The organism is Bosea sp. RAC05 (genome assembly GCF_001713455.1).
In the GTDB taxonomy this organism is placed as follows: Bacteria; Pseudomonadota; Alphaproteobacteria; order Rhizobiales; family Beijerinckiaceae; genus Allobosea.
The window spans coordinates 2,665,715-2,687,755 of sequence record NZ_CP016464.1 but is presented as its reverse complement, the minus strand read 5'-3'; the positions used below and the strand labels follow the sequence as shown (position 1 = coordinate 2,687,755).

The 22,041-nt window shown below is 68.8% G+C and carries 18 protein-coding genes; 1 reads left to right on the top strand and 17 read right to left on the bottom strand.

The window, feature by feature from the left end:
- Positions 1-3: 3 nt before the first annotated feature.
- The 14 genes from lpxB to BSY19_RS16135 form a co-directional block, all read right to left on the bottom strand.
- On the bottom strand, positions 4-1,200 hold the full coding sequence (lpxB, locus tag BSY19_RS16200) for a lipid-A-disaccharide synthase (protein WP_069055041.1): 1,197 nt from the start codon (positions 1,198-1,200) through the stop codon (positions 4-6).
- Entirely contained in the window at positions 1,197-2,072 is an 876-nt protein-coding gene (locus BSY19_RS16195; protein ID WP_069055040.1) for an LpxI family protein, read from the bottom strand. Before BSY19_RS16195 ends, lpxB begins: the two co-directional genes overlap by 4 nt.
- Entirely contained in the window at positions 2,069-2,878 is an 810-nt protein-coding gene (gene lpxA, locus BSY19_RS16190; RefSeq protein WP_069055039.1) for an acyl-ACP--UDP-N-acetylglucosamine O-acyltransferase, read from the bottom strand. Before lpxA ends, BSY19_RS16195 begins: the two co-directional genes overlap by 4 nt.
- A 51-nt stretch (positions 2,879-2,929) precedes the next feature.
- Positions 2,930-3,388 carry a 3-hydroxyacyl-ACP dehydratase FabZ gene (gene fabZ, locus BSY19_RS16185; RefSeq protein ID WP_069055038.1) on the bottom strand — a complete coding sequence of 153 codons (459 nt, stop codon included), beginning with the start codon at positions 3,386-3,388 and terminating at the stop codon, positions 2,930-2,932.
- Positions 3,389-3,520: 132 nt separating this feature from the next.
- The gene (lpxD, locus tag BSY19_RS16180) at positions 3,521-4,576 is read right to left on the bottom strand and encodes a UDP-3-O-(3-hydroxymyristoyl)glucosamine N-acyltransferase (protein WP_069055037.1); all 1,056 of its coding nucleotides are present in this window, start codon (positions 4,574-4,576) and stop codon (positions 3,521-3,523) included.
- A 40-nt stretch (positions 4,577-4,616) separates the two neighbouring features.
- Entirely contained in the window at positions 4,617-7,130 is a 2,514-nt protein-coding gene (bamA, locus tag BSY19_RS16175) for an outer membrane protein assembly factor BamA (RefSeq protein WP_069055036.1), read from the bottom strand.
- Positions 7,131-7,489: 359 nt separating this feature from the next.
- Complete coding sequence (rseP, locus tag BSY19_RS16170) at positions 7,490-8,641, bottom strand: RIP metalloprotease RseP (protein WP_069055035.1); 1,152 nt, start codon at positions 8,639-8,641, stop codon at positions 7,490-7,492.
- A gap of 21 nt (positions 8,642-8,662) precedes the next feature.
- Positions 8,663-9,841, bottom strand: coding sequence for a 1-deoxy-D-xylulose-5-phosphate reductoisomerase (dxr, locus tag BSY19_RS16165; protein WP_069055034.1), 1,179 nt, complete (start codon positions 9,839-9,841; stop codon positions 8,663-8,665).
- A 13-nt stretch (positions 9,842-9,854) separates the two neighbouring features.
- Positions 9,855-10,682, bottom strand: coding sequence for a phosphatidate cytidylyltransferase (locus BSY19_RS16160; RefSeq protein WP_069055033.1), 828 nt, complete (start codon positions 10,680-10,682; stop codon positions 9,855-9,857).
- Positions 10,679-11,437, bottom strand: a complete 759-nt coding sequence (locus BSY19_RS16155) for an isoprenyl transferase (RefSeq protein WP_069055032.1) — start codon at positions 11,435-11,437, stop codon at positions 10,679-10,681. Before BSY19_RS16155 ends, BSY19_RS16160 begins: the two co-directional genes overlap by 4 nt.
- A gap of 58 nt (positions 11,438-11,495) precedes the next feature.
- A complete protein-coding gene (frr, locus tag BSY19_RS16150) occupies positions 11,496-12,059 on the bottom strand; it encodes a ribosome recycling factor (protein ID WP_069055031.1) in 564 nt (187 codons plus the stop codon).
- Positions 12,060-12,220: 161 nt separating this feature from the next.
- Positions 12,221-12,928, bottom strand: coding sequence for a UMP kinase (gene pyrH / locus BSY19_RS16145; protein WP_150129636.1), 708 nt, complete (start codon positions 12,926-12,928; stop codon positions 12,221-12,223).
- 166 nt (positions 12,929-13,094) lie between these two features.
- Positions 13,095-14,018 carry a translation elongation factor Ts gene (gene tsf, locus BSY19_RS16140; RefSeq protein ID WP_069057174.1) on the bottom strand — a complete coding sequence of 308 codons (924 nt, stop codon included), beginning with the start codon at positions 14,016-14,018 and terminating at the stop codon, positions 13,095-13,097.
- A 185-nt stretch (positions 14,019-14,203) separates the two neighbouring features.
- On the bottom strand, positions 14,204-15,214 hold the full coding sequence (locus tag BSY19_RS16135; RefSeq protein ID WP_069055029.1) for a 30S ribosomal protein S2: 1,011 nt from the start codon (positions 15,212-15,214) through the stop codon (positions 14,204-14,206).
- 259 nt (positions 15,215-15,473) lie between these two features.
- On the opposite strand from BSY19_RS16135, the gene BSY19_RS16130 reads away from it, so the two are divergent.
- Positions 15,474-16,643, top strand: a complete 1,170-nt coding sequence (locus BSY19_RS16130; RefSeq protein WP_069055028.1) for a GGDEF domain-containing protein — start codon at positions 15,474-15,476, stop codon at positions 16,641-16,643.
- A 34-nt stretch (positions 16,644-16,677) separates the two neighbouring features.
- Here BSY19_RS16130 and BSY19_RS16125 read toward each other — a convergent pair whose 3' ends face one another.
- From BSY19_RS16125 to BSY19_RS16115, 3 genes are all read right to left on the bottom strand, one after another.
- Positions 16,678-17,400, bottom strand: coding sequence for an FkbM family methyltransferase (locus BSY19_RS16125; protein WP_069055027.1), 723 nt, complete (start codon positions 17,398-17,400; stop codon positions 16,678-16,680).
- A gap of 106 nt (positions 17,401-17,506) precedes the next feature.
- Positions 17,507-20,983 carry a DNA polymerase III subunit alpha gene (gene dnaE, locus BSY19_RS16120; protein WP_069057173.1) on the bottom strand — a complete coding sequence of 1,159 codons (3,477 nt, stop codon included), beginning with the start codon at positions 20,981-20,983 and terminating at the stop codon, positions 17,507-17,509.
- Between the two features lie 357 nt (positions 20,984-21,340).
- The gene (locus tag BSY19_RS16115; protein ID WP_069055026.1) at positions 21,341-22,039 is read right to left on the bottom strand and encodes an ABC transporter ATP-binding protein; all 699 of its coding nucleotides are present in this window, start codon (positions 22,037-22,039) and stop codon (positions 21,341-21,343) included.
- Positions 22,040-22,041 lie beyond the last annotated feature (2 nt).

Here is a 22,041-nt window from a genome sequence, read left to right as displayed (position 1 = left end):
GCTCTAGCCGCTCCGCGATCCGGACGGCTCGTCCGGCCGGATCGCGACCAGCGCCAGCGCGGCCTCGACCGCGTTGGCGGCCGGGCTTTCGCCGGCCGAGCGCATGATCGTCTCGACCTCGGCGAAGCCCGCAAGCTGCAGGTCCCGGCGAGGCCCTTCGGCGAGGAGGCCTATGAGCTGGTCGGCCAGGGCCGGCGCCGTTGCGTCGGCCTGGAGGAATTCCGGCACGACGTTGCGGCCGAGGATGAGATTGGGAAGAATCACGCTGGACAGCTTGATCAGGCGCCGCGCGATCGCGGCCTCCCAGCCGGCGCCGCGATAGGCCGCGACGGTCGGCACCTGCGCCAGGGCGAGTTCGAGCGTGACGGTGCCCGACGCCGCCAGCGCCGCCCGCGCGCCCCGGAAGGCCGCGAGCTTCTCCGCCTCTCCCAGCACGATCTCGGGCTGTTGAACCCATCCGGCGACCGCCTGCGCGATCTCGTCCTTCAGATGCGGGACAGCCGGCAGGACGAAGCGCGCCTCCGGCCGGCCCGCAGCCACGCGGGCGACCGCCTCGCCGAAAACCGGCATCAGGTGGCGGATCTCCGAACGGCGGCTGCCGGGCAGCACGAGGACCAGAGGAGCCGCGGCGTCCGCCCGCATCGCGACCTCGGCGGGGCCGGGCCGAAGCTCGGCCAGCCGCTCGATCAGCGGGTGGCCGACATACACCGTCGGCGGCCCCTGCAGCCGCTCCAGCGCCGCCGGCTCGAAGGGCAACAAGGCCAGGATCCGGTCGACATGCGGGGTCATCCGCCGGGCGCGCCCCGAGCGCCAGGCCCAGACACTGGGGCAGACCCAATGGACGATCGGGATGTCGGGCGTCCGCGCCCGGACCTTCCTGGCCACACGCAGGTTGAAATCGGGCGCGTCGATCGTCAGCAGGAGATCGGGCGCGAAGGTCGCGATGCCGCGCGCGGCGTCCTCCATCCGGCGCAGTAGCAACGGCAGACGCGCGACGACGGGTGCGAATCCCATGACGGCGATGTCGGCCTGCGGAAACAGCGGCACCAGCCCCGCCGCCATCAGCGCCTCGCCGCCGACGCCCGTGATCAGCAGGGGCCGATCGCCAAGGCGTTGGCGCAGGCTCTCGAGGAAACGCAGCGCAAGCGCGTCGCCGGAGGCCTCGCCGGCCACGATCGCGAGACGGAAGGGCTCGCTCATGCCCCGTCCCTGGCGACGCCCTCGACGAAGAGGCCGGACTGGTCGGCGAGCCGGCCCAGCCCCGCCGCATCGCCGACCAAGACGCGGCCCGCGCGAAGCCCAATTCCCGCCAGGCCCGCAGCCACCACGTTGCGCAGCGTCTGCGGGCCGATGGCCGGCATGTCGACGCGCAGGTCCTGCCCGTCCTTGGGAGCCTTGACCAGGACGCCGTCGCCCTTGGCGATCCGCAGACGCCCGGACGCGACCATGTCGGCGACGCGGCGGATCATGGCGTCGGTGCCCTCGGCCGCCTCGATCGCGATAACGCGATGGTCGGCCAGGATCGCGGCCTGCCCGACGTCGAAGGGCGAGAGCGCCGCCAGCAGCTCGAAGCCGCGCGCGATCAGCGCCTTCTGCTCCGGCGAGGCCACCCTGCGGCCGAGCGCGCCGATCGGTGCGGTCATGTCGGGGGCGATGTCGGCCGGGCCATGCACCGCGAAGCCCTGCCCCTCGAAGAAGCTGACGACGCCGCGCAGGAGATGATCGTCGCCGCCGCGGAAGGCGCGGGCGAAATGCGGCAGGTATTTCAGCGTCGAGGCCTCGGGGCGCAGGGCCGCGAAGCTCGGGCGCGGCAGGCTGCCGATCAGCACCAGCTCGGTGATGGACCGCCGCCGCAGCTCGTCGAGGAGGCGGCCGAGTTGGCCGAGGCGGTAGCTCTGCAGATCGGCGGCGCCGAAGCCCGCCGGATCCGCCGCGCCCTCGAGCGCCGCCACGAAGAGAGGCCGCCCGCTGCCTGTGACGATCTCGGCCAGCCGCGGCGGGAAATCCCCCCCTCCGGCGATGATGGCGAGGGGACTGCGCGTCGCGGACGTGATTGCCGGATCAGCGCTCACCGATCGGGCGCGTTGACGTCGTGCGGGACGCAGATGGCGCGCTCGCCGCCGACCCGGATGAAATCCAGGATCTCGTGGATGAGCGGATGGGCCGCAAACTCGCTGGCGACGTCCTCGACGCGCTCCGACAACGTGCCCTCATCGGCGAAGAGCAGCCGGTAGGCACGGCGCAACTCGTGGATCTGCTCGCGCGTGAAACCGCGCCGCCGAAGGCCCACGAGGTTGAGACCGGCGAGATGGGCCGGGTTGTCGCGCACCATGCCGAAGGGAATCACGTCATGCATCACGCCTGCGCCGCCGCCGATGAAGGCATGGTCACCAACACGGATGAACTGGTGCAGCCCGGTGCCGCCACCGACGATGACGAAATTGCCGACCTTCACATGGCCGGCACACATCACATTGTTGGAGAAGATAACGTTGTCACCGATCGAGGTGTCATGGGCGACATGGGAGTTCGCGAGGAAGAAGCAGCGGTCACCGACCGTCGTCTTCATCCCGCCCCCCTCGGTGCCGGGGTTCATCGTGACGCCTTCGCGGATCAGGCAATCGACGCCGATGGTCAGCGTCGAGGGCTCGCCCTTGTACTTCACGTCCTGCGGCGGGTGACCGATCGAGGCGAAGGGATAGATCCTGGTGCGGGCGCCGATGGTGGTGCGGCCGGCGACGGCGACGTGGCTGACGAGCTCGACGCCCTCATCGAGCACGACATCGGGACCGACGCTGCAGAAGGGGCCGATGGTGACGCCCGCGCCCAGGCGGGCGGCCGGGTCGACGACCGACATGGGGTGGATCTTCGCGTTCATGACCGGATCCTCGCGGCGGGCGCCGTCCTGTTCTTGGCGGATGTCATCGGATCAGACGACCATCGCGGAGAGATCGGCCTCGGCGACGAGCACGCCGTCGACGCGCGCCTCGCCCCTGTAGAAGTAGATGTTGCGCTTGCGGGCGATCTTGGTGAGGTGGAAGCGCAGCGTGTCGCCTGGGCCGACGGGCTTGCGGAACTTCGCCTTGTCGATCGTCGTGAAGAGCACGCTGCGGACGGCCGTATCGTCGCTGCCGCGGGCATTGACGACGAGGACACCCGCCGTCTGCGCCATGGCCTCGATCATCAGCACGCCGGGGAACACCGGCCTGTCGGGGAAATGGCCGGTGAACTGCGGCTCGTTGATCGTGACGTTCTTGATGCCGACGCCCGATTCGTCGCCGTTGATCTCGACGACGCGGTCGACCAGCAGAAAGGGGTAGCGGTGGGGAATGCAGGCCATGATCTTCTGGATGTCGGCCACACCCAGCGTCGTCGTCGCCTCGGTCATCGTCTCGTCTCTCCCGCGCGGGCGTCCCGCCGCTTCATCGATTGCTTCTAGCCGCCGGAAGCCGGGAGGCCAACACCTGGCGGGTCTCGTCGGGAGGCACGCCCCCGCGACAGTCGGTGCGCCGGCGGGTGGCTAGCCTTCTGGCCGCCCCTTGCCGCGCTTGGCCAGCATCGACTTCAGCATCGCGCTCTCGCGCGCCCAGTTCAGCGCAGGCTGCGCCGGAGAACCACCGTATTTCGCCCCGCGCGGGACATCGCCCGCGACACCGCTCTGGGCCGCGACCTGCGCACCCATGCCGACGGTCAGATGGCCGGCGAGGCCAACCTGGCCGCCGAGCACGACGAAATCCTCAAGCGTGGTCGAACCGGCAATGCCGACCTGCGAGACGATGATACAGTGGCGGCCGACGACGACGTTGTGGCCGATCTGAACGAGGTTATCGATCTTGGTGCCCTCGCCGATCACCGTGTCGCGGCTGGCGCCGCGGTCGATGCAGGTGTTGGCGCCGATCTCGACATCGTCCTGGATGATGACGCGGCCGATCTGCGGCACCTTCATGTGCCCTCTCGGGCTCATCGCGAAGCCGAACCCGTCCTGCCCGATGCGGACACCGGGATGGATGATGACGCGGTTGCCGATCAGTGTGGCCTGTAGGGTGCAGCCCGCGCCGATCGCACAGTCGCGGCCGATGCGGACCTGGGGGCCGATGACGGCATGCGAGGCGACGACCGTCCCGGAGCCGATCTCCGCACCCGGACCGATGACGGCGCCCGGATCGACGGTCACGCCAGCTTCGAGAACCGCCGTCGCATGCACGAAGGCGCCGGGCGCGACGCCCTGCGAGGCGAAAACGGTGCCCGGCTTCAGCGCAGCCGGAAAGAAGCGGGCCAGAATCCGGGCAAACGCATGATAGGGCGTCGGCGTCACCAGCGCGATGGTCCCGGCCGGCACGCGCTCGGCGAAGCGCGGCGAGACCAGGCACAGCCCGGCGGCGGTCGTCGCCAGCGCTTCGGTGTATTTCGGGTTGTCCATATAGGCAATGTCGGCGGGTCCGGCCTGCTCGAGCGCCGCCGCACCGGTGAAACGCCGCGCCGGATCGACGCCGTCGGGCAAGGAGCCGCCCGAAATGACGGCGACCTCGCCGCAGTCGAGCGAGGTCGCAGCCGGAAAGAAATGGGGTTCTGACATCAGGGCTGTGTCCGGAGCGGGGCGCGAGCGCCCCGCCGCGTCAGAAGCGGGTGCCGCCGGAGAAGCGGAAGGCCTGGGTGCGGTCGCCGCCGTACTTGGCGGTGACGGCCTGGCCGTTGATGATCGCCGTGCCGAACTGGCCGTCATCCTTCGACAGCGCATAGGCGTAGTCGAACCGGATCGGGCCGAGCGGCGACTGCCAGAGCAGGCTGACGCCGACCGAGGAGCGCAGCACGTTCTTGTCGCGCACGCAGGCCACGTTGGTCTGGAAGGCCGAGGTGGTGACGACGTTGAACTGACGACCCGTCGAGCCAGCCGGGCAGGCGCTCGCGACCGACTTGCCGCCGTCATAGTTGAACAGCGTACCGGCATCCGCGAAGATCGCGCCGCGCAGGCCGAGATCACGCGGCAGGCCCCAGATCGGGAACTGCACCTCGACCGTGCCACCGAAATACGTGGTGCCACCGAGCGCGTTGGCCGTCGGATCGTTCAGCACGTCGCGCGGGCCGATGCCGGAGGGCGCGAAACCACGCACCAGGGTCGGTCCGAGGAAGTAGTGGTCGATCATGCGGAGATTGCCGCTCGTCGCCTGGACGTGACCACCCTGGACGCGGACGAAGCCGACGACGTCGTCGAAGATTTCCTTGTAGTAGCGCGCATCGGCCGACACGCGCAGGAACTTCGAGTCGCCACCGACGCCCGCGAACTCAGGCTTGATCTCGGCGATGAAGCCGTTGCGCGGGTTCTGGTTGCTGTCGAGCGAGTTGTAGTTGAAGCCGAGGCCGACCATCGAGGTCAGCGTCGTGCCGGCGGCTTCCTTCACCGCAATCGTCGCCTCACCGTTGGTCAGGCAGTTGATCGCCGTGCTGGCGGCGAGCGCGCCCGCGGTGCCCGGGGTGATGCCGGTCAGCGGAACCGTACAATCGTTGTACGGCCGATCGGCGTTGTTCGGGATCTCGATCTCGGTGGTGTAGAGCGAGTAGCGCGGTGTGATCGAGAACTCTTCCGTGATCGGGAAGGTCATGCGGACGGTGCCGCCGGTGACGCGGCTCTCGAAGCGGCCGGTGTTGTAGTTGTCGCTGAACTTCGAGAACAGGTCGAAGCCCGCCGCGATGCGGCGACCGAGGAAATAGGGCTCGGTGAAGGAGAAGTCGACGCCCTGCGTGCGCTGGCCGAGCGTGCCGGCGATGCGGACGAACTGGCCACGGCCGAGGAAGTTCGACTCCGACAGCGCGACCTCGCCGATCACGCCGTCCGAGGTCGAATAGCCGCCCGAGATCGAGAACGAGCCCGTGGCCTTGTCCTCGACGTCGATGTTGACGACCACGCGATCGGGCGCGGAGCCCGGCTCGTTGGTGATACGAACCTTGTTGAAGAAGCCGAGATTGTTCAGGCGACGCTCGGCGCGATCGACCATGACCTTGTTGTAGGCATCGCCCTCGCCGAGATCGAGCTCGCGGCGGACGACATAATCGCGCGTGCGGGTGTTGCCACGCACATTGATGCGCTCGACATAGACCCGCGGGCCGTCGTCGACGACATAGGTGATGCCGATCAGGCGACCGGCGGCGTCGCGGTCACCGCGCGGGCGGACCTGGGCGAAGGGATAGCCGCGGCGCGAGACCTCGGTCGTCAGGCTGACGAGCGTCTTCTCGACGGCTTCGGCGTTGTAGGTGTCACCCGCCGAGGTCACGACATAGTTGTTGAGCGTGGTGGAATCGATCTCGCGCACCGAGGAATTGACCGAGACGCTGCCGACTTTGTACTGCGGACCTTCCGCCACCGTGACATCGATGACCCAGCCGCCGGCCGCGTCGTCGAAGCGGGCGGCGCTGTTCAGGATCTGGAAGTCGGCATAGCCGTTCTTCAGGTAGAAGCGACGGACCAGCTCGAGGTCCGAGTTGATGCGGTCGGGATCATAGACGTCGGAGGTCTTGATCCAGCTGAGGAAGTTCGATTCGGTCGAGGTCATCAGGCCGCGCAGGCGGCCATCGGAATAGACCTGATTGCCTTCGAAGTTGATCGACTTGATGCCGGTCTTGCCGCTCTCGTTGATCGTGAAGACGACGTCCGAGCGGCCGTTCGGCAGCGGGGCGATGCGGCCGCTGACCGAGGACAGGCCGTAGCCGGCGCGGCGATAGACTTCCTTGAGCCGGGCGACGTCGGCATCGATAAGCTGCTGGCTCATCGGCCCGCCGGCCTTCGACTGGACCTGCTGGACCAGGACTTCGCTCTTCAGGCGGCGGTTGCCCTCGAAGGCGACGCGGTTGATCGTGTCGCTCTCCTGGACGGAGATGACCGTCTGCGCGCCCCGGCGGCTGACCTGGACATTGGTGAAGAGGCCCGTGGCGAGCAGGTTCTCGCGAATCTGCTGCGGCGCGCTCTGGCCTGCCGCGTAAGAGCGGATCGTCTCCGCATCCACGCGCCTGTTGCCCTGGACAATCACGGCCTGCGCGAACACCACGCCACCGCTTACGGCCAACATGAAGGCCGAAAGTCCGACTGATCGAGAGAGCCGCGTTCTGATGGACCGGCTCTTTTGGGTCGACGTCATCGGGTCGCCTATTCCATTTATCAGGTCACCACCCCGGTCGCGGGGGCGACCGCCTACGAGCGGCCGCATGGGGACATTGCAGTCCATTCGCTTCTACAAAGTTTCCCGCGGGGTGCAAACGGGCATTGTCGTTAACGAAATATTTTCAGGGCGCTCGTTGCTCGGAGGCCACGCGGATTGCCCCGATTCTGCCGCAAAGCGGCCCGCCAGCGGCTGCCAAGAGCGATGCTGCGACGCACCAAAAATCACGCGGCGCCGGCGCCGGCCCGGCCGGAACGTTCAAATCCTCCGCAAGCCGTTAACGGGCCGCCCGGCCGCGGGCCCCGCGGGGCCCGCGATTCCGGGCTTCGCCCGAAGGACTAGAGCAGGGATCGCACGTGGACGAGATCGTTCCAGGTGACGAAGAGCATCAGCATCAACACCAGCCCGAGGCCGAAGCGGAAGCCGAGTTCCTGGGCCCGGTCGCTGAGGGGGCGGCCACGCACCGCCTCGATCGCATAGAACATCAGATGCCCGCCATCGAGCATCGGCACGGGGAAGAGGTTCATCAGGCCGATCGAGACCGAGAGGATCGCGGCGAGGTTGAGCAGCCCCATCAGGCCCGAACTGCTGGCGACGATGCCCGAGACCTGCGCGATCCGAATCGGGCCGGAGAGCTGATCGACCGATTCACGCCCGCGCACGAGCTTGGCGAGGTAGTCATAGGTGCGCTCGACGACGTACCAGGTCTCGCCGACGCCGACCTTGGCCGATTCGAGCAGGCCGAAGTGCTGCGTCTGCCAGTCGCTGGCCTGACGCGAGGCCTGGACCCCGAGCACGCCGATGCGCTGCTTGCCGACCGGCGTGCTCTGTTCGACGAGCGCCGGCGTGACGGGCAGCGTCACCAGCGCTCCGGCGCGATCCACCACGACGGTCAGCGTCTCCTCGGGGCGGACCGAGATCGCGCGCTGCATGTCGGAGAAGCTGGAGATCGCGCGGCCGTCGATCGAAACAACGAGATCGCCCGCGCGCAGGCCGCCGCGCTCGGCAGCGCTGCCGGCGACGACCTGGTCGACGCGCGGCGCGAGCACCGGCTTGCCGAAGACATAGACGGAGGCGCCGAAGATCAGGATGGCGAGCAGGAAGTTGGCGATCGGGCCGGCGGCGACGATGGCCGCGCGCTCGCCGATCGACTGGGCCGGGAAGGAGCGTTCCCGCTGCTGCTGCGTCATCGTGCCCAGTTCGGCGGAATCGGCCCCGGCCGAAGCCGCATCCGCATCGCCCGAGAACTTGACGTAGCCCCCGAGCGGGATCAGCGCGAAGCGCCAGCGCGTGCCGTGGCGGTCGTTGAAGCCGAACAGCTCGCGGCCGAAGCCAATTGAGAAGACCTTGACGTCGACGCCGCACCAGCGGGCCACGAGGAAATGGCCGAGCTCATGGACGAAGACGACGATGGTCAGCACGAAGAGGAAGGGCAGGATATAGGCCGGCAGGAACGCGCCCGCGTTCCAGAGTGTCGCCAAGAAATCCATCACCGTCTCCCGTTCTGCGCCTTAGGTGACAGCGAAGGGCGCCCGCGACAAGAGTTCGCGCGCGCGGTTTCTCGCCTCATGGTCAATGGCCAGCGCAGCCGCCACATCGGTCGCGGCCGGGAGCCCCGCGCCGGGGCCTGCGCAGACGGCCTCGACCAGGCCCGCGATCCCGGGAAAACCGATCCGCCCCTCCAGGAAGGCGGCGACGGCTACCTCATTGGCGGCATTGAGGATGGCCGGCATGGCCCCGCCGGCCGCCAGGGCGGCGATGGCCAGCCCGAGCGCCGGGAAGCGGACGAGGTCCGGCCGTTCGAAGCTCAGCGGCGCGCTCATCGCGAGATCGAGGAAACGGGCGGGCGGCGCGTCGAGGCGGCCGTCGATGCCGAGGCAATGGGCGGCGGCCACCCGCATGTCCGGCAGCGCCATGCCGGCGCTGACCGACCCGTCGCGGAAGGTGACGAGGCCATGGACGATCTGCTGGGGATGGACCAGCACCTCGAGCTGCCCCGGCACCAGCCCGAACAGGAAGCAGGCCTCGATCAGCTCGAGCCCCTTGTTCATCATGCTGGCGGAGTCGATCGTGATCTTGGCGCCCATCGCATAATTGGGGTGGGCCAGCGCCTGCTCGGGCCGGGCGGCCGCGATCCGCTCGGCGCTCCAGGTCCGGAACGGCCCGCCCGAGGCAGTCAGCGTCATGCTGCGGATCGCCTCGATCGGCTCGGCGCCCAGCACCTGATGCAGGGCGTTGTGCTCGGAATCGAGCGGCAGGATGCGGGCGCCGACAGCTCTGGCGCGCGCCATCACGGCCGCCCCGGCACAGACGAGGCTCTCCTTGTTGGCGAGCGCGACAACGCGGCCCGGCGTCAGCGCCGCAAACGTCGCCTCCAGCCCGGCAGCCCCCGAGATGGCGCTGACGACAATGTCGCTCTCCCGACTGACCGCCTCGAGCACGGCGCTGCGCCCCGCCCCGCAGGCGATGCCGCTGCCGGCCAGCGCCTCGGCCAGAGCGGGCCCGGCCTGTTCGTCGGCGAGCGCGGCGAAGCTGGCGCCGGTCTCGATCGCGATGCGGGCCAGCGCCACGGCGTCGCGCCCAGCCACCACCGCTGCGATCCTCAGCCGGTCGGGATTCTCCGCCACGACCTCGCGGGTCGATCGGCCGATGGACCCGGTCGCTCCGAGAAGCGTGACGGTGCGAAGCATGCGCTGATCCGCGTCAGAGATGGGACAGGAAGAGGACGAAGCCGGCGAAGACGAGCACCGCCCAGTAGCCATCGAGCCGGTCGAGGAAGCCGCCATGGCCGGGGATCAGCCGACTCGAATCCTTGGCGCCGAAGCGGCGCTTCAGCGCCGACTCGAAGAGATCGCCCATCTGGCTGAAGATCGACCCCGCCAGGGACCCGGCGATGACGAGCCCTGCCCCCACGATCTGCTGGGCAGCGGGCGTGAACGCCCAGACGGCATAGCCGCAGAGCGTGCCCACCAGCGCCCCGCCGATCGCACCCGACCAGGTCTTGCCGGGGCTGACGCTTGGCATCAGCTTCGGCCCGCCGAGCCTGCGGCCGGTGAAATAGGCGGCGATGTCGGTGAACCAGACGACAGCGAAGCTCCAGATCACCAGCGAAAGCCCGATCTCCGGCTGCGAACGCAGCGCCGGCGCGACGAGGGCGAAGGCCAGCGCATAGGCGATGCCGCAGAGCTCCAGCGGCAGCCGCCCGCGCATGCGCGGGGTCAGGACGGCGCCCACGAGAGCCGCCAGTGCTGCGACACCCGCCAGCGCCGGCTGGCTCACCGGTGCGAAACCCAGCAGCAGGCCGGCCAGCACGACGCCGATCGCGGCGGCGACGGCATGGTCGCGGGTGGCGGCGATCGACAGCCATTCATAGGCGACGAGACCGGCGACCAGCGTCCAGATGATCCGGAACGGCCAGCCGCCCCAGGCGGTCGCGAGCAGGACGACGGCGGCCAGGACCAGGGCCGAGATGATCCGCAGCCGCAATTCGCCCTGGCCGGATCGAGGTTGTCCGGCGGCGGGACTGGTCATGCCGCGCCCACGGACCGGTCGACGCCTTCGGAGACGCCGCCGAAGCGGCGCTCGCGCCGGCCGTACTCGGCGAGGGCCTCCTCGAAGGCGGCGCGGTCGAAATCGGGCCAGAGCACCGGCAGGAAGACGAACTCGGCATAGGCCGCCTGCCAAAGCAGGAAGTTCGAGATTCGCGTCTCGCCGGAGGTGCGGATAACCAGCTCGGGATCGGGCAGATCGGCGGTGTCGAGACGCGAGCCGAGCATGGCCTCGTCGATGGCGGCCGGCTCGATCCGGCCCGCCGCGGCATCGGCCGCCAGCCGGCGCGTCGCCCGGACGATCTCGTCGCGCGCGCCGTAGTTGAAGGCGACGACGAGCGTCATCGCGGTGTTGTCGCGCGTCAGCGTCTCCGCATGCTCGACCAGGCGGCGCAGATCGGGGCTGAGATCGTCGCGGCCGCCGATGATGCGGACCCGCACGCCGGCGGCATGGAGTTCGCCCAAATCCTTCTCGACGAAACGCTTGAGCAGGCCGAGCAGGAACGAGACCTCGGTCGCCGGGCGGCGCCAGTTCTCGGTGGAGAAGCTGTAGAGCGTCAGGATCCTGACGCCGAGATCGCCGGCATTGCGGACCGTGGCGCGCAGCGCCTCGAGGCCGCGGCGATGCCCCTCCTGCCGGGGCAGGCCACGCATCTGCGCCCAGCGCCCATTGCCGTCCATGATGATCGCGACATGGGCGGGCTGGGGGAAGTGTCCCGGGCGCTGGCCTGCTGACATTCTGGATATGCCTCGTTCGGCCTGCGCCGGGGAACCGGGCGCCTTCGCGCCGCGAGCGTCAGACGCTCAGGATTTCCTTCTCCTTGGCCGCCAGCGCCTGGTCGATCTCGGCGATGTGCTGGTCGGTGACCTTCTGAACCTGGTCGGACTGGCGCGTCACATCGTCCTTGGTGAAGGCGCCCTCCTTCTCGACCTTCTTGATCGTGTCGATGGCGTCGCGGCGGACATGGCGCACCGCGATCTTCGACTCCTCGGCGTATTTATGCGCGACCTTGACCATCTCCTTGCGGCGCTGCTCGTTCAGCTCGGGGATGCGGATGCGCAGGACCTGGCCTTCCGTCTGCGGGTTGAGGCCGAGATCGGATTCGCGAATCGCTTTCTCGACCGGGCCGACCATGCTGCGGTCCCAGACCTGGACGCTGAGCAGGCGGGCCTCCGGCACGCTGACCGTGGCGAGCTGGGAGAGAGGCTGGCGGGCGCCATAGGCCTCGACCTGGATCGGATCCAGCATGTTGGCCGAGGCGCGGCCCGAGCGCAGGGAGGCGAGATCGCCCTTGAAGGACTGCAGCGCGCCCTGCATGCGGCGCTTCACGTCGGCGAGATCGAACGTCGTCTGGGGCATCGTCTTCTAGACCTTGAACTTGTGCACCGCGTCGAAGCGACGGCCGGCTTGCCGCCGGCTGCGATGCGAGATCGGTTGTGCGTTGCCGGGTGTTTCCACGGACCCGGCGCGACCATGGCGGCGGGGCCGGCCACGGTCAAGAACATCGTGACGCGAAGGAATTACGGCGTCACATAGGTCGCCCGGCCCTCCCCGCGCAGCACGGCCGCCAGCATGCCGGCCTCGGCGATCGAGAACACGACGATGGTCAGCCCGGCATCGCGCGCCAGGGCGAAGGCGGCGGTGTCCATCACCTTCAGGTCGCGGGAGATCGCCTCGGCATGGGTGAGCGTCTCGAAGCGGGTCGCAGCCGGGTCCTTCTTCGGGTCGGCCGAATAGACACCGTCGACCTGCGTCGCCTTGAGCAGATGGCTGCAGCCGAGCTCCGCGGCGCGCAGGGCGGCGCCGGTGTCGGTGGTGAAATAGGGATTGCCGGTGCCGCCGCCGAGCACCACGACCTTGCCGTTGGTGAGATGGTCGAGCGCGCGCTTGCGGGCATAGCTCTCGCAGAGCGAGGGCATCGGAACGGCCGACATCGCACGCGCCGGGGCACCGGCGCTCTCGATCGCGTGTTCGAGGGCGAGCGCGTTCATCACCGTGCCGAGCATGCCGATCGAATCGGCGCTGGTGCGGTCGAGGCCCTTGGTCAGCCCCTGGACGCCGCGGAAGAAATTGCCGCCGCCGACGACGATGGCGATCTCGACGCCCTCGCGCGAGGCATGGGCGATGTCGGCGGCGAGCGCCGTCAGCGTCGCGCCGTCGAGGCCCGATCCGGCCTGTCCGGCCAGGGCTTCGCCGGAGAGCTTCACGAGAACGCGCTGGGGCCGCATCGGATCGTCTCCGTCCTGCATCTGATGATCGCATGATCCGGCCGCAGACCGACAGGTCGTCCGCGCCGGGTCGCGGAGGGCCACGCCGCCATCGGCGTTGGGAGCCTCCTCCTACAAAAAAGGCCGCGCTGGAGCGCGGCCCTGGTTTCGTCGGTTCCGAGCCCGCTCAGCCCGTCGTGCCGCCGGCGGCGGCGACCTCGGCGGCGAAATCGGTCTCTTCCTTCTCGATGCCCTCGCCCAGCGCGTAACGGGCGAAGCCGGTCAGCTTCACCGGCGCGCCGACCTTGCCCTCGATCTCCTTGAGGACCTGGCCGACCGACTTGGCGCCGTCATGGATATAGGTCTGCTCGAGCAGGCAGTATTCCTTGGCGTAGCTCTTCAGCCCGCTCTCGGTGATCTTCTCGAGCACATGGGCCGGCTTGCCGGCGTTCTTCTCGGCCAGGATCGCCTTTTCGCGCTCCAGAACCTCGGGGGCGACCGAGGCGAGATCGAGAGCGACGGGGTTCGTCGCCGCGACATGCATGGCGAGCTGGCGGCCGAGAAGCGCGAGTTCATCAGCCTTGCCGGTCGACTCCAGCGCGACGATCACGCCGATCTTGCCGAGGCCATCGGCGACCGCGCCGTGGACATAGGTGCCGATCACGCCGGCCGAGACCTTGAGCTGCGCGACGCGGCGCAGGTTCATGTTCTCGCCAATGGTGGCGATCGCGTTGGCGATGGCATCCTTGACCGTGCCGCCGCCCGGATAGTGATGGGCCAGCACCGCCTCGGCGTCGCCGCCACGCTCGAGCGCGACATTGGCGATGCCATGCGCGAGCCCCTGGAATTCCAGGTTGCGGGCCACGAAATCGGTTTCGGAATTCAGCTCGATCACGACGCCGCTGTGACCAGAAACCGCCACGGCGACCAGACCTTCGGCAGCGACGCGGTCAGCCTTCTTGGCGGCCTTGGCGAGGCCCTTGGTGCGCAGCCAGTCGATCGCGGCCTCGATGTCACCGTCGACGGCCGAGAGCGCGGTCTTGCAGTCCATCATGCCCGCGCCGGTCTTGTCGCGGAGTTCCTTCACCAGTGCGGCGGTGATTGCAGCCATCTTCGTCATCCTCGTCTGTCGTGCGGCACCGCATGGCGGGCTGCCGCGGATCCCAGCCGGACCGGCTCCTATGGAGCAACGCCGACGCTCCGTTTCCGGCGTCGGCGCTGGTCGGCGTTCATCGTTGTCTCATCAGCAGCCGGATTGCGACGCGCCGATGACGCGCCGCATCCCGCCTGGTGGGCTCAGGCGTCGGCGAGTTCGCGCGCCTGGGCGACCCAGCCTTCGCGCTCGATGCGGCCACCGAGCTTCAGGTCCTGGTCGATCTTGGTCAGATCGGCCGGCGACATCGCGGCGAACTGCCAGAAGTGGAACAGGCCGCCGTCGTTGAGCTTCTGAACCAGCTCGGGACCCATGCCCGAGAGCTTCATCAGGTCGTCGGGCGCGCCGCGCGGGGCGGTCAGCAGCTCGAACGGCACACCCGCATCGGCGGCAGCCGGCTCGGCGAGAGCCTCCTCGATGATCATCGGGGCCTCGGCGGCGCCGATGTCGACGCCATGGTCGCCCGAGGCGCGCGAGATCCCGTCGATCGCCGAGCGGGCGACGAGGTCGCAATAGAGCTGGATGGCGCGGCCGGCGTCGTCATTGGCCGGGACCGGGAAGGTGATGCCGTCCGGATCCGAGTTCGAATCGATGATGGCGGCGACCGGGATGCCGAGGCGCTGGGCCTCCTTGATCGCGAGCGCTTCCTTGTTGGTGTCGATCACGAAGATCATGTCGGGCGTGCCGCCCATGTCCTTGATGCCGCCGAGCGCCTTCTCGAGCTTGTCGCGCTCGCGGGCGAGCATCAGGCGCTCCTTCTTGGTCAGGCCGCTGCCGCCGCCGGCGAGCAGCTCGTCGACCTTGCGCAGACGCTGGATCGAGGCCGAGATGGTCTTCCAGTTGGTCAGCATGCCGCCGAGCCAGCGGGAGTTGACGTAGTACTGGGCCGAACGCTTGGCGGCGTCGGCGATGGCGTCCTGCGCCTGGCGCTTGGTGCCGACGAAGAGCACGCGACCGCCACGGGCGACCGTGTCCGACACCGCCTGCAGGGCGCGCGACAGCATCGGCACCGACTGCGACAGGTCGAGAATGTGGATGTTGTTGCGCGTGCCGAAGATATAGGGCGACATCTTCGGGTTCCAGCGGTGAGCCTGGTGGCCGAAATGGGCCCCGGCTTCGAGGAGCTGGCGCATGGAGAAATCAGGCAGAGCCATGGTCTGTAACGTCCTTCCGGTTGAGCCTCTGGGGTGCGAATGAACGAGGCATGAGCTGCCAAGTCACCGGATCGCCTCGAAGCCGAGGCGGTGCTCCCCATGTGGGATGGGCTGCGCCATACAGGGGAAGCGCCGCGAATGCAAGGCGGCGGCGCGGGCAAATGGCGCCTGCGCCACCGGACCGGCGCGCCCGTTAATGATGCAAGACCGCTCCGATCCGTTGCGCTAGAGAAGTCGGAGCCCGACCGGACACCCGCCCGTGCCTCTCGACCTGCGAACGATCTATGCGGTGGCCGCCGCGACGTCGATCATCCTCGGCCTGCTTCAGCTCAGTGCCTTCGCAACGGGGCGCTTCGGGCGCTGGCCGCTGTGGTGGGGCCTGAGCAGCCTGCTGATCGGCGCCGGCATCGTCCTCGTCGTGCTGCGCGGAACGCTGCCCGACCTGATCGCGATGGGACTGGCGAACACGCTGGCCTGGGCCGGCTACCTCCTCGTCCTCGTCAGCGTCCGCAGCTTCGCCGGGCTTCGCACGAGCCCGTCACATTATCTGGTAGCGGTCGTCGCGCCGATGATCCTGCTGGTGCTGTGGATCGAGCCCGGCGGCTTTCCCCGGCGCGCCGCGCTTGTGGCTCTGTTGTGGGCCTGCTGCGACGCCGCCGTGACACGGGAGGGCTTCCGCCTCGCGACGCGGGGCAGGCTGCGCTCGGCCTGGATCCTCGTGGCGCTGTTCCTGCCGACGAGCATTCTGTTTTTCATCCGCGCCATCCTGGCGTGGAACGGGCACTTCGGCGACGAGCTGTTTCCGCCCCAGCCGGTCCCGATGCACTGGACCGCCGTGGGCGCCGCGGCGCTCGTCCTCGCCCGTGGCAACGCCCTGCTGCTGCTGGCGGCGGAGCGCAGCAGCAGCCAGCTCGCCGCGCTCGCCGAGAGCGATCCCCTGACGGGAGCCATGAACCGCAGCGGTCTCGACCGCGCGGTGGCCGCCCTGTCCAGCCCTGCCGGCCGGTCGCAGCGCGCCGCGCTGCTGCTGATCGACATCGACCACTTCAAGACGCTCAACGACACCCATGGCCATGCAGCCGGCGACGAGATCCTGCGGCTCTTCGCCGACATGGCCCGAAGCCAGCTGCGCCAGGGCGACATCGTCGCACGCCATGGCGGCGACGAATTCGTGGTGATGCTGCCCGGCCTCGGCTTGCAGGAGGGAATCCGCGTCGCCGAGCGGCTGCGGCGGGCCTTCGCCAGTGCGCTCGCGGCGCGTCCGGGGCTGCCGAGTGCGCCGACTTTGAGCATCGGCGTCGCCGCCGGTGACACCGCCTCGCAGCCGTTCGACCAGTTGCTGCAGGACGCCGACGGCGCGCTCTACCGCTCGAAGCGCCTAGGCCGAGACCGCGTGCAGGCGCGGCAGGAAGAAGCCCCCGTGAGCTGAGCCGAGGCGCGTTTGCCGCGGGCGTTCCCCCGCATCAGCGGCCGGCAGCGCGCGTCAGGCGTGTCATGCCCCTGCGGGTCGCGAACATCCGGCCATAGACGTCGCCGGCGAGATCCGGCCTGTAGCAGCGCTGTTCGAGCAGGGGATCCCAGATGTGCTCGACCGTGTCGATCAGGTCGAAATCGGCACGCAGCCGGGCTTCGAGCTGGAGGCGGTTCTTGCGGTTCTGGTACTCGAGCAGGACGAGCGAGGTCTTCGACAGGTCGAGGCTGTCGAGGACATCGCCCTCCCCGCCCTCGATATCGATCTTGACGATGTCCGCCGAGGGCAGGCTGGCGGGGTCGATCACCGCCACCTCGTAGCGCTCGACCATCGCCCCTTCGACGAAGGTGTCGCCGGCATAGGAGGCGAGCCCGGATTCTCCATCACCGGCGAAACGGCTGACGAAGCTCGCCGTGCTGGCGCCGCCCGGAAACAGGGCCGCGTTGACCGGCACGATGTCGCGGCGCCGAGCCGTATTGCGCTGGAGCAGTTCGAAGGTGCCCGGATGCGGCTCATAGGAGGTCACCAGGCTGCCCGGCCAGCGCGCCGTCGCCCAGAGCGCGAAGGACCCGACATTGGCGCCGATGTCGAGAATGTCGAGCCCGACACCGTCATAGCCGGTCTCATACTCGCCCTCGAGCACATCCTTGATGGCCCAGTGCATCGCCTCGGGCACGAAGAGGCTCATCGGAATCTGCGCGACGTAGTGCTTCACGGTTGCCCCCCGGCATCGGCGCCACGCACCACCGTTCTGGCAGGCTTTGGCGTCGGACCGCCAGAATGCATTGCCGGCTGGCCCGCACAAGCCCGGCCTGTGCGATTCAGCGCAGTTCGACGCTGACCACGCCCGGCGCCGCACGGACGGCGTTGGCGATCTGCTGGTTCACCGGATAGCGGCCCGGAAGCTCGATCTCGACCTCCTGGGCGCCATCGTTGAGGATCATCACCAGGGCGATCTTGCCGTCGGCCTTGAGCCCGTCGCCGCGCGGGCGGACGCGTTCGGCGATCGAGGCGAGCGCCTTGTCGTCGCGCAGATAGACCAGCAGGTCCTGCTTCTGACGCGCGGCGAGGTCGTCGAGCACCTCGACATCCTCGATGCGCGGGCGGACATCCTCGCCATCGAGCACGGCCGAGAGGCGCAAGACCAGCGCCCTGCCCGGCTCCAGCAGGTCGCGATAGCGCTGCAGCGCCTCCGAGAACAGGATCGCCTCGAACTGGCCGCTCGGGTCCGACAGGTTGACGATGCCCATCTTGGAGCCGGACTTGGTGCGCCGCTCGGAACGGTCGATCACGGAGACCGCGACCTTGGCGACGCCGGTGCCGTTGGCGCGCACGGTTTGGGCGAAATCGGCGAAGCGCTGCACCCGCAGCCGCTTCAGGACATGCTCGTAATCGTCGAGCGGATGGCCCGAAAGGAAGAAGCCGACCGCGTCGTGCTCGCGCTTGAGGCGCTCGGCCGGGGCCCAGGGCTCGACCGGCGGAATGCGGAAGACCTCCTGGACCGAGCCGCCGCCGAACAGCTCCGACTGGCCGCCCAGCGCGGCCTCGCGGGTGCGGTTCGACAGCGCCAGCATGCCGTCGATCGCCGCCATGGCGCGGGCCCGCTCGGGCTCGAGCGCGTCGAGCGCGCCGGCGGCGATCAAGGCTTCGATGGTGCGGCGGTTAACGAGCTTAGTGTCGATGCGGCGGGCGAAGTCGGCGAGGTCGCGGAAGGGACCTCCGGCCGCCCGCGCGACGACGACCGATTCCACGGCGACACGGCCGACGCCCTTGATGGCGCCGAGCGCGTAGTGGATCGCGCCCTCATGCACGTCGAACTCGACGCCGGAGCGGTTGATCGCCGGCGGCAGCACCTTGATACCGAGCCGCTCGGCGTCGCGGCGGAATTCCGAGAGCTTGTCGGTGTTGCCCATGTCGAGCGTCATCGACGCCGCCAGGAACTCGACCGGGTAATTGGCCTTGAGATAGGCGGTCTGGAAGGCGACCACGGCATAGGCCGCCGCATGGCTCTTGTTGAAGCCGTAGTCGGCGAACTTGGCCAGCAGATCGAAGATCTCTGAGGCCGTCTCCGGCTTGATGCCGTTGGCGATCGCCCCCTTCACGAAGCGGTCGCGCTGGGCGTCCATCTCCGCCTTGATCTTCTTGCCCATGGCACGGCGTAGCAGGTCGGCTTCGCCGAGCGAGTAGCCCGAGAGCGCCTGGGCGACCTGCATCACCTGCTCCTGATAGACGATGATGCCATGCGTCTCGGAGAGATAGGGCGCCATGCCCGGGTGGAGATAGCTCGGCTCCTCCTGACCCAGCTTGCGGCGGCAATAGGTCGGGATGTTGTCCATCGGGCCCGGCCGGTAGAGCGCGACCAGCGCGATCAGGTCCTCGATGCGGTCGGCCTTCATCTCGACGAGCGCCTTGCGCATGCCCGCCGATTCCACCTGGAACACGCCGACCGTCTCGCCACGCGCCAGCATCGCGTAGGTCGGCGGATCGTTGAAGGGCAGGCTCGCGAGGTCGATTTCGATGTTGCGCTGGGCGATGAGCTTCACGGCGGTGGTCAGGGTCGTCAGCGTCTTCAGGCCGAGGAAGTCGAACTTCACCAGGCCGGCCTGCTCGACCCATTTCATGTTGAACTGGGTGACGCGCATGCCCGTGCGCGGATCGACCGAGAGCGCCACGAGCTGCTCGAGCGGGCGGTCGCCGATGACGACGCCGGCGGCGTGGGTCGAGGCGTGGCGGTGCAGACCCTCGAGCTTCTGGCCGATCTCGAGCAGGCGGGCGACGATCGGCTCCTCCTGTGCCGCCTGCTGCAGCTTGGGCTCGCCTTCGATCGCGTCCTTCAGCGAGATCGGCTTGGCCGGGTTCTGCGGGACGAGCTTGGTCAGCCGGTCGACCTGGCCATAGGGCATCTCCAGCACGCGGCCGACGTCGCGCAGCACACCGCGGGCGAGCAGCGTGCCGAAGGTGATAATCTGGGCGACGCGCTCCTCGCCATAGCGATGCTTGACGTAGTCGATCACCTCTTCGCGCCGGTTCTGGCAGAAGTCGATGTCGAAGTCCGGCATCGAGACGCGGTCGGGGTTGAGGAAGCGCTCGAAGAGCAGGCCGAAGCGCAGCGGATCGACGTCGGTGATGGTCAGCGCATAGGCAACGAGCGAACCCGCGCCCGAACCACGGCCCGGACCGACGGGAATGTCGTGGTCCTTGGCCCATTTGATGAAGTCCGCGACGATCAGGAAGTAGCCCGGGAACTTCATCCGGGTGATGATCGACAGCTCGAAATCGAGCCGCTTCTCGTAATCCTCGACGCTGTAGCCCTCGGCTGGCCCGTGCTTGGCGAGGCGGGCGGCGAGGCCGGCCTTGGCCTGGAGCTGCAACTCCTCGGCCTCGTCGCGGCCCTCCTCGCCGAAGCGCGGCAGGATCGGCTTGCGCAGGCCGACGCGCCACGTGCAGCGCATCGCGATCTCGACGGTGGCCGACAGCGCCTCAGGCAGATCGGCGAAACGGCGCTTCATCTCGGCGCGGCTGGTGAAGTAGTGCTCGGGCGTGACGCGGCGGCGCTCCCCGTCCGAGACCAGGCGGCCCGCCGCCACCGCCAGCAGCGCATCATGGGCGTCGTAGTCGGCGGGCTTGGCGAAGAAGGGCTCGTTGGTGGCGACGATCGGCAGGTCCGCCTCATAGGCGAGCTGCAGCAGATGCGCCTCGACCGCCGCATCGCCGTCACTGCCGTGGCGCTGGATCTCGACATAGAGCCGGTCGCCGAAGATGGCCGACAGCGTCGCCAGCCGGGCCCGGGCCTGGGAAATCTGGTTGTTGCGCAGCGCGACGTCGAGCGGCCCGCCCCGTCCGCCGGTCAGCGCGATCAGGCCGTCGTGATGGGCAGCGAGCGCATCGAGATTGGAGACGGGCTGGCCGCTGCCGCCGCTGGCCAGCGCGGCCTGCGTGACGAGCTTCATCAGGTTGCCATAGCCGGCCTCGTTCATCGCCAGCAGAACGATGTGGGGCGGGATCTGCGGCAGCGCCCTGCCCCGGCCAGCCTCGGTCTCGTCACCGCAATCGAGCGAGAGCTGGACACCCGCGATCGGCTGCACGCCGACGCCGGTCATCTTCTCGGCGAATTCGAGCGCGCCGAACAGGTTGTTGGTGTCGGTCAGCGCCAGCGCGGGCTGGCCGTCGGCGGCTGCCATCTTGGCCAGCGTGCCGACCATCAGGGCGCCCTCGAGCAGCGAATAGCTCGAATGGACATGGAGATGGACGAAGCCGACGTCCGAGAGAACGCGGCTGTCGTCGGGTTCGCGTGCCATCATTCGCCTGCAGGGTTGTCGCGGGCGACTCGCCGGCCGCCCTCCATCCCCGTTATGCGGCGCCGTCCGGCGCCGCGCCATGGCGCCGATCGTCGCCGTTGTGGATCGTCAGATGCCCGGTGCGCAGAACAGCGCCGCCCAGACCCAGACCATGCCGAGGAACAGCCCGAGCGATGCGATCTCGGCGATTCCGGCTGCGACTTTCCGCGCGACGATCATGATCAAGCCCTCATGTTTCTGATATGTCCGTTTTAGTTCATTGTTTGTTCTCGTCAACCTCCATGCGTCATTTGCAGAACGCGCATGCTTCAGTCGGTTAATGAATCCTGAATCGCCACAGCGAAGGGCCGCGCGCCGTCAGAGCGGTACGACATGCCCGTCGCGGATCGTGACCTGCCGGTCCATCCGATGCGCCAGATCGAGATTGTGGGTCGCGATCAGCGCCGCCAGCCCCGAGGCTCGCGCCAGGGCGACCAGCGTCTGGAAGACGTGGAGCGAGGTGTGCGGGTCGAGATTGCCGGTGGGCTCGTCGGCCAAGAGCAGGCGCGGCGTGTTGGCGACGGCGCGGCCGATCGCGACCCGCTGCTGCTCGCCGCCGGAGAGTTCGCCCGGCAGATGGTCGAGCCGTTCGCCGAGCCCCATGAAGGTCAGGAGCTCGGCAGCCCGCTCCTCGGCCAGCGCCTTGTCGAGCCCGCGGATGCGCTGCGGCAGCACGACATTTTCCAGCGCCGAGAATTCGGGCAGCAGATGATGCGCCTGGTAGACGAAGCCGATCTCGGTGCGGCGCAGGCGGGTCCGGCCCTTGTCGTCGAGCTTGGTGGTCGGCAGGCCCCCGACGAAGACCTCGCCGCCATCGGGCCGCTCGAGCAGGCCGGCGACATGCAGCAGGGTCGACTTGCCGGTGCCACTGGGGGCGACCAGCGCGACGAGTTCGCCGGGCCAGAGCGCAAAATCCGCCTTGCGGAGGATCTCGAGCGGCGCGTCGGCCTGGGGGTAGTAGCGCTCGACCTGGGAGAGGAAGAGCGCCGGGGTCTCGCGGGGCGTGGTGTCGGACATGC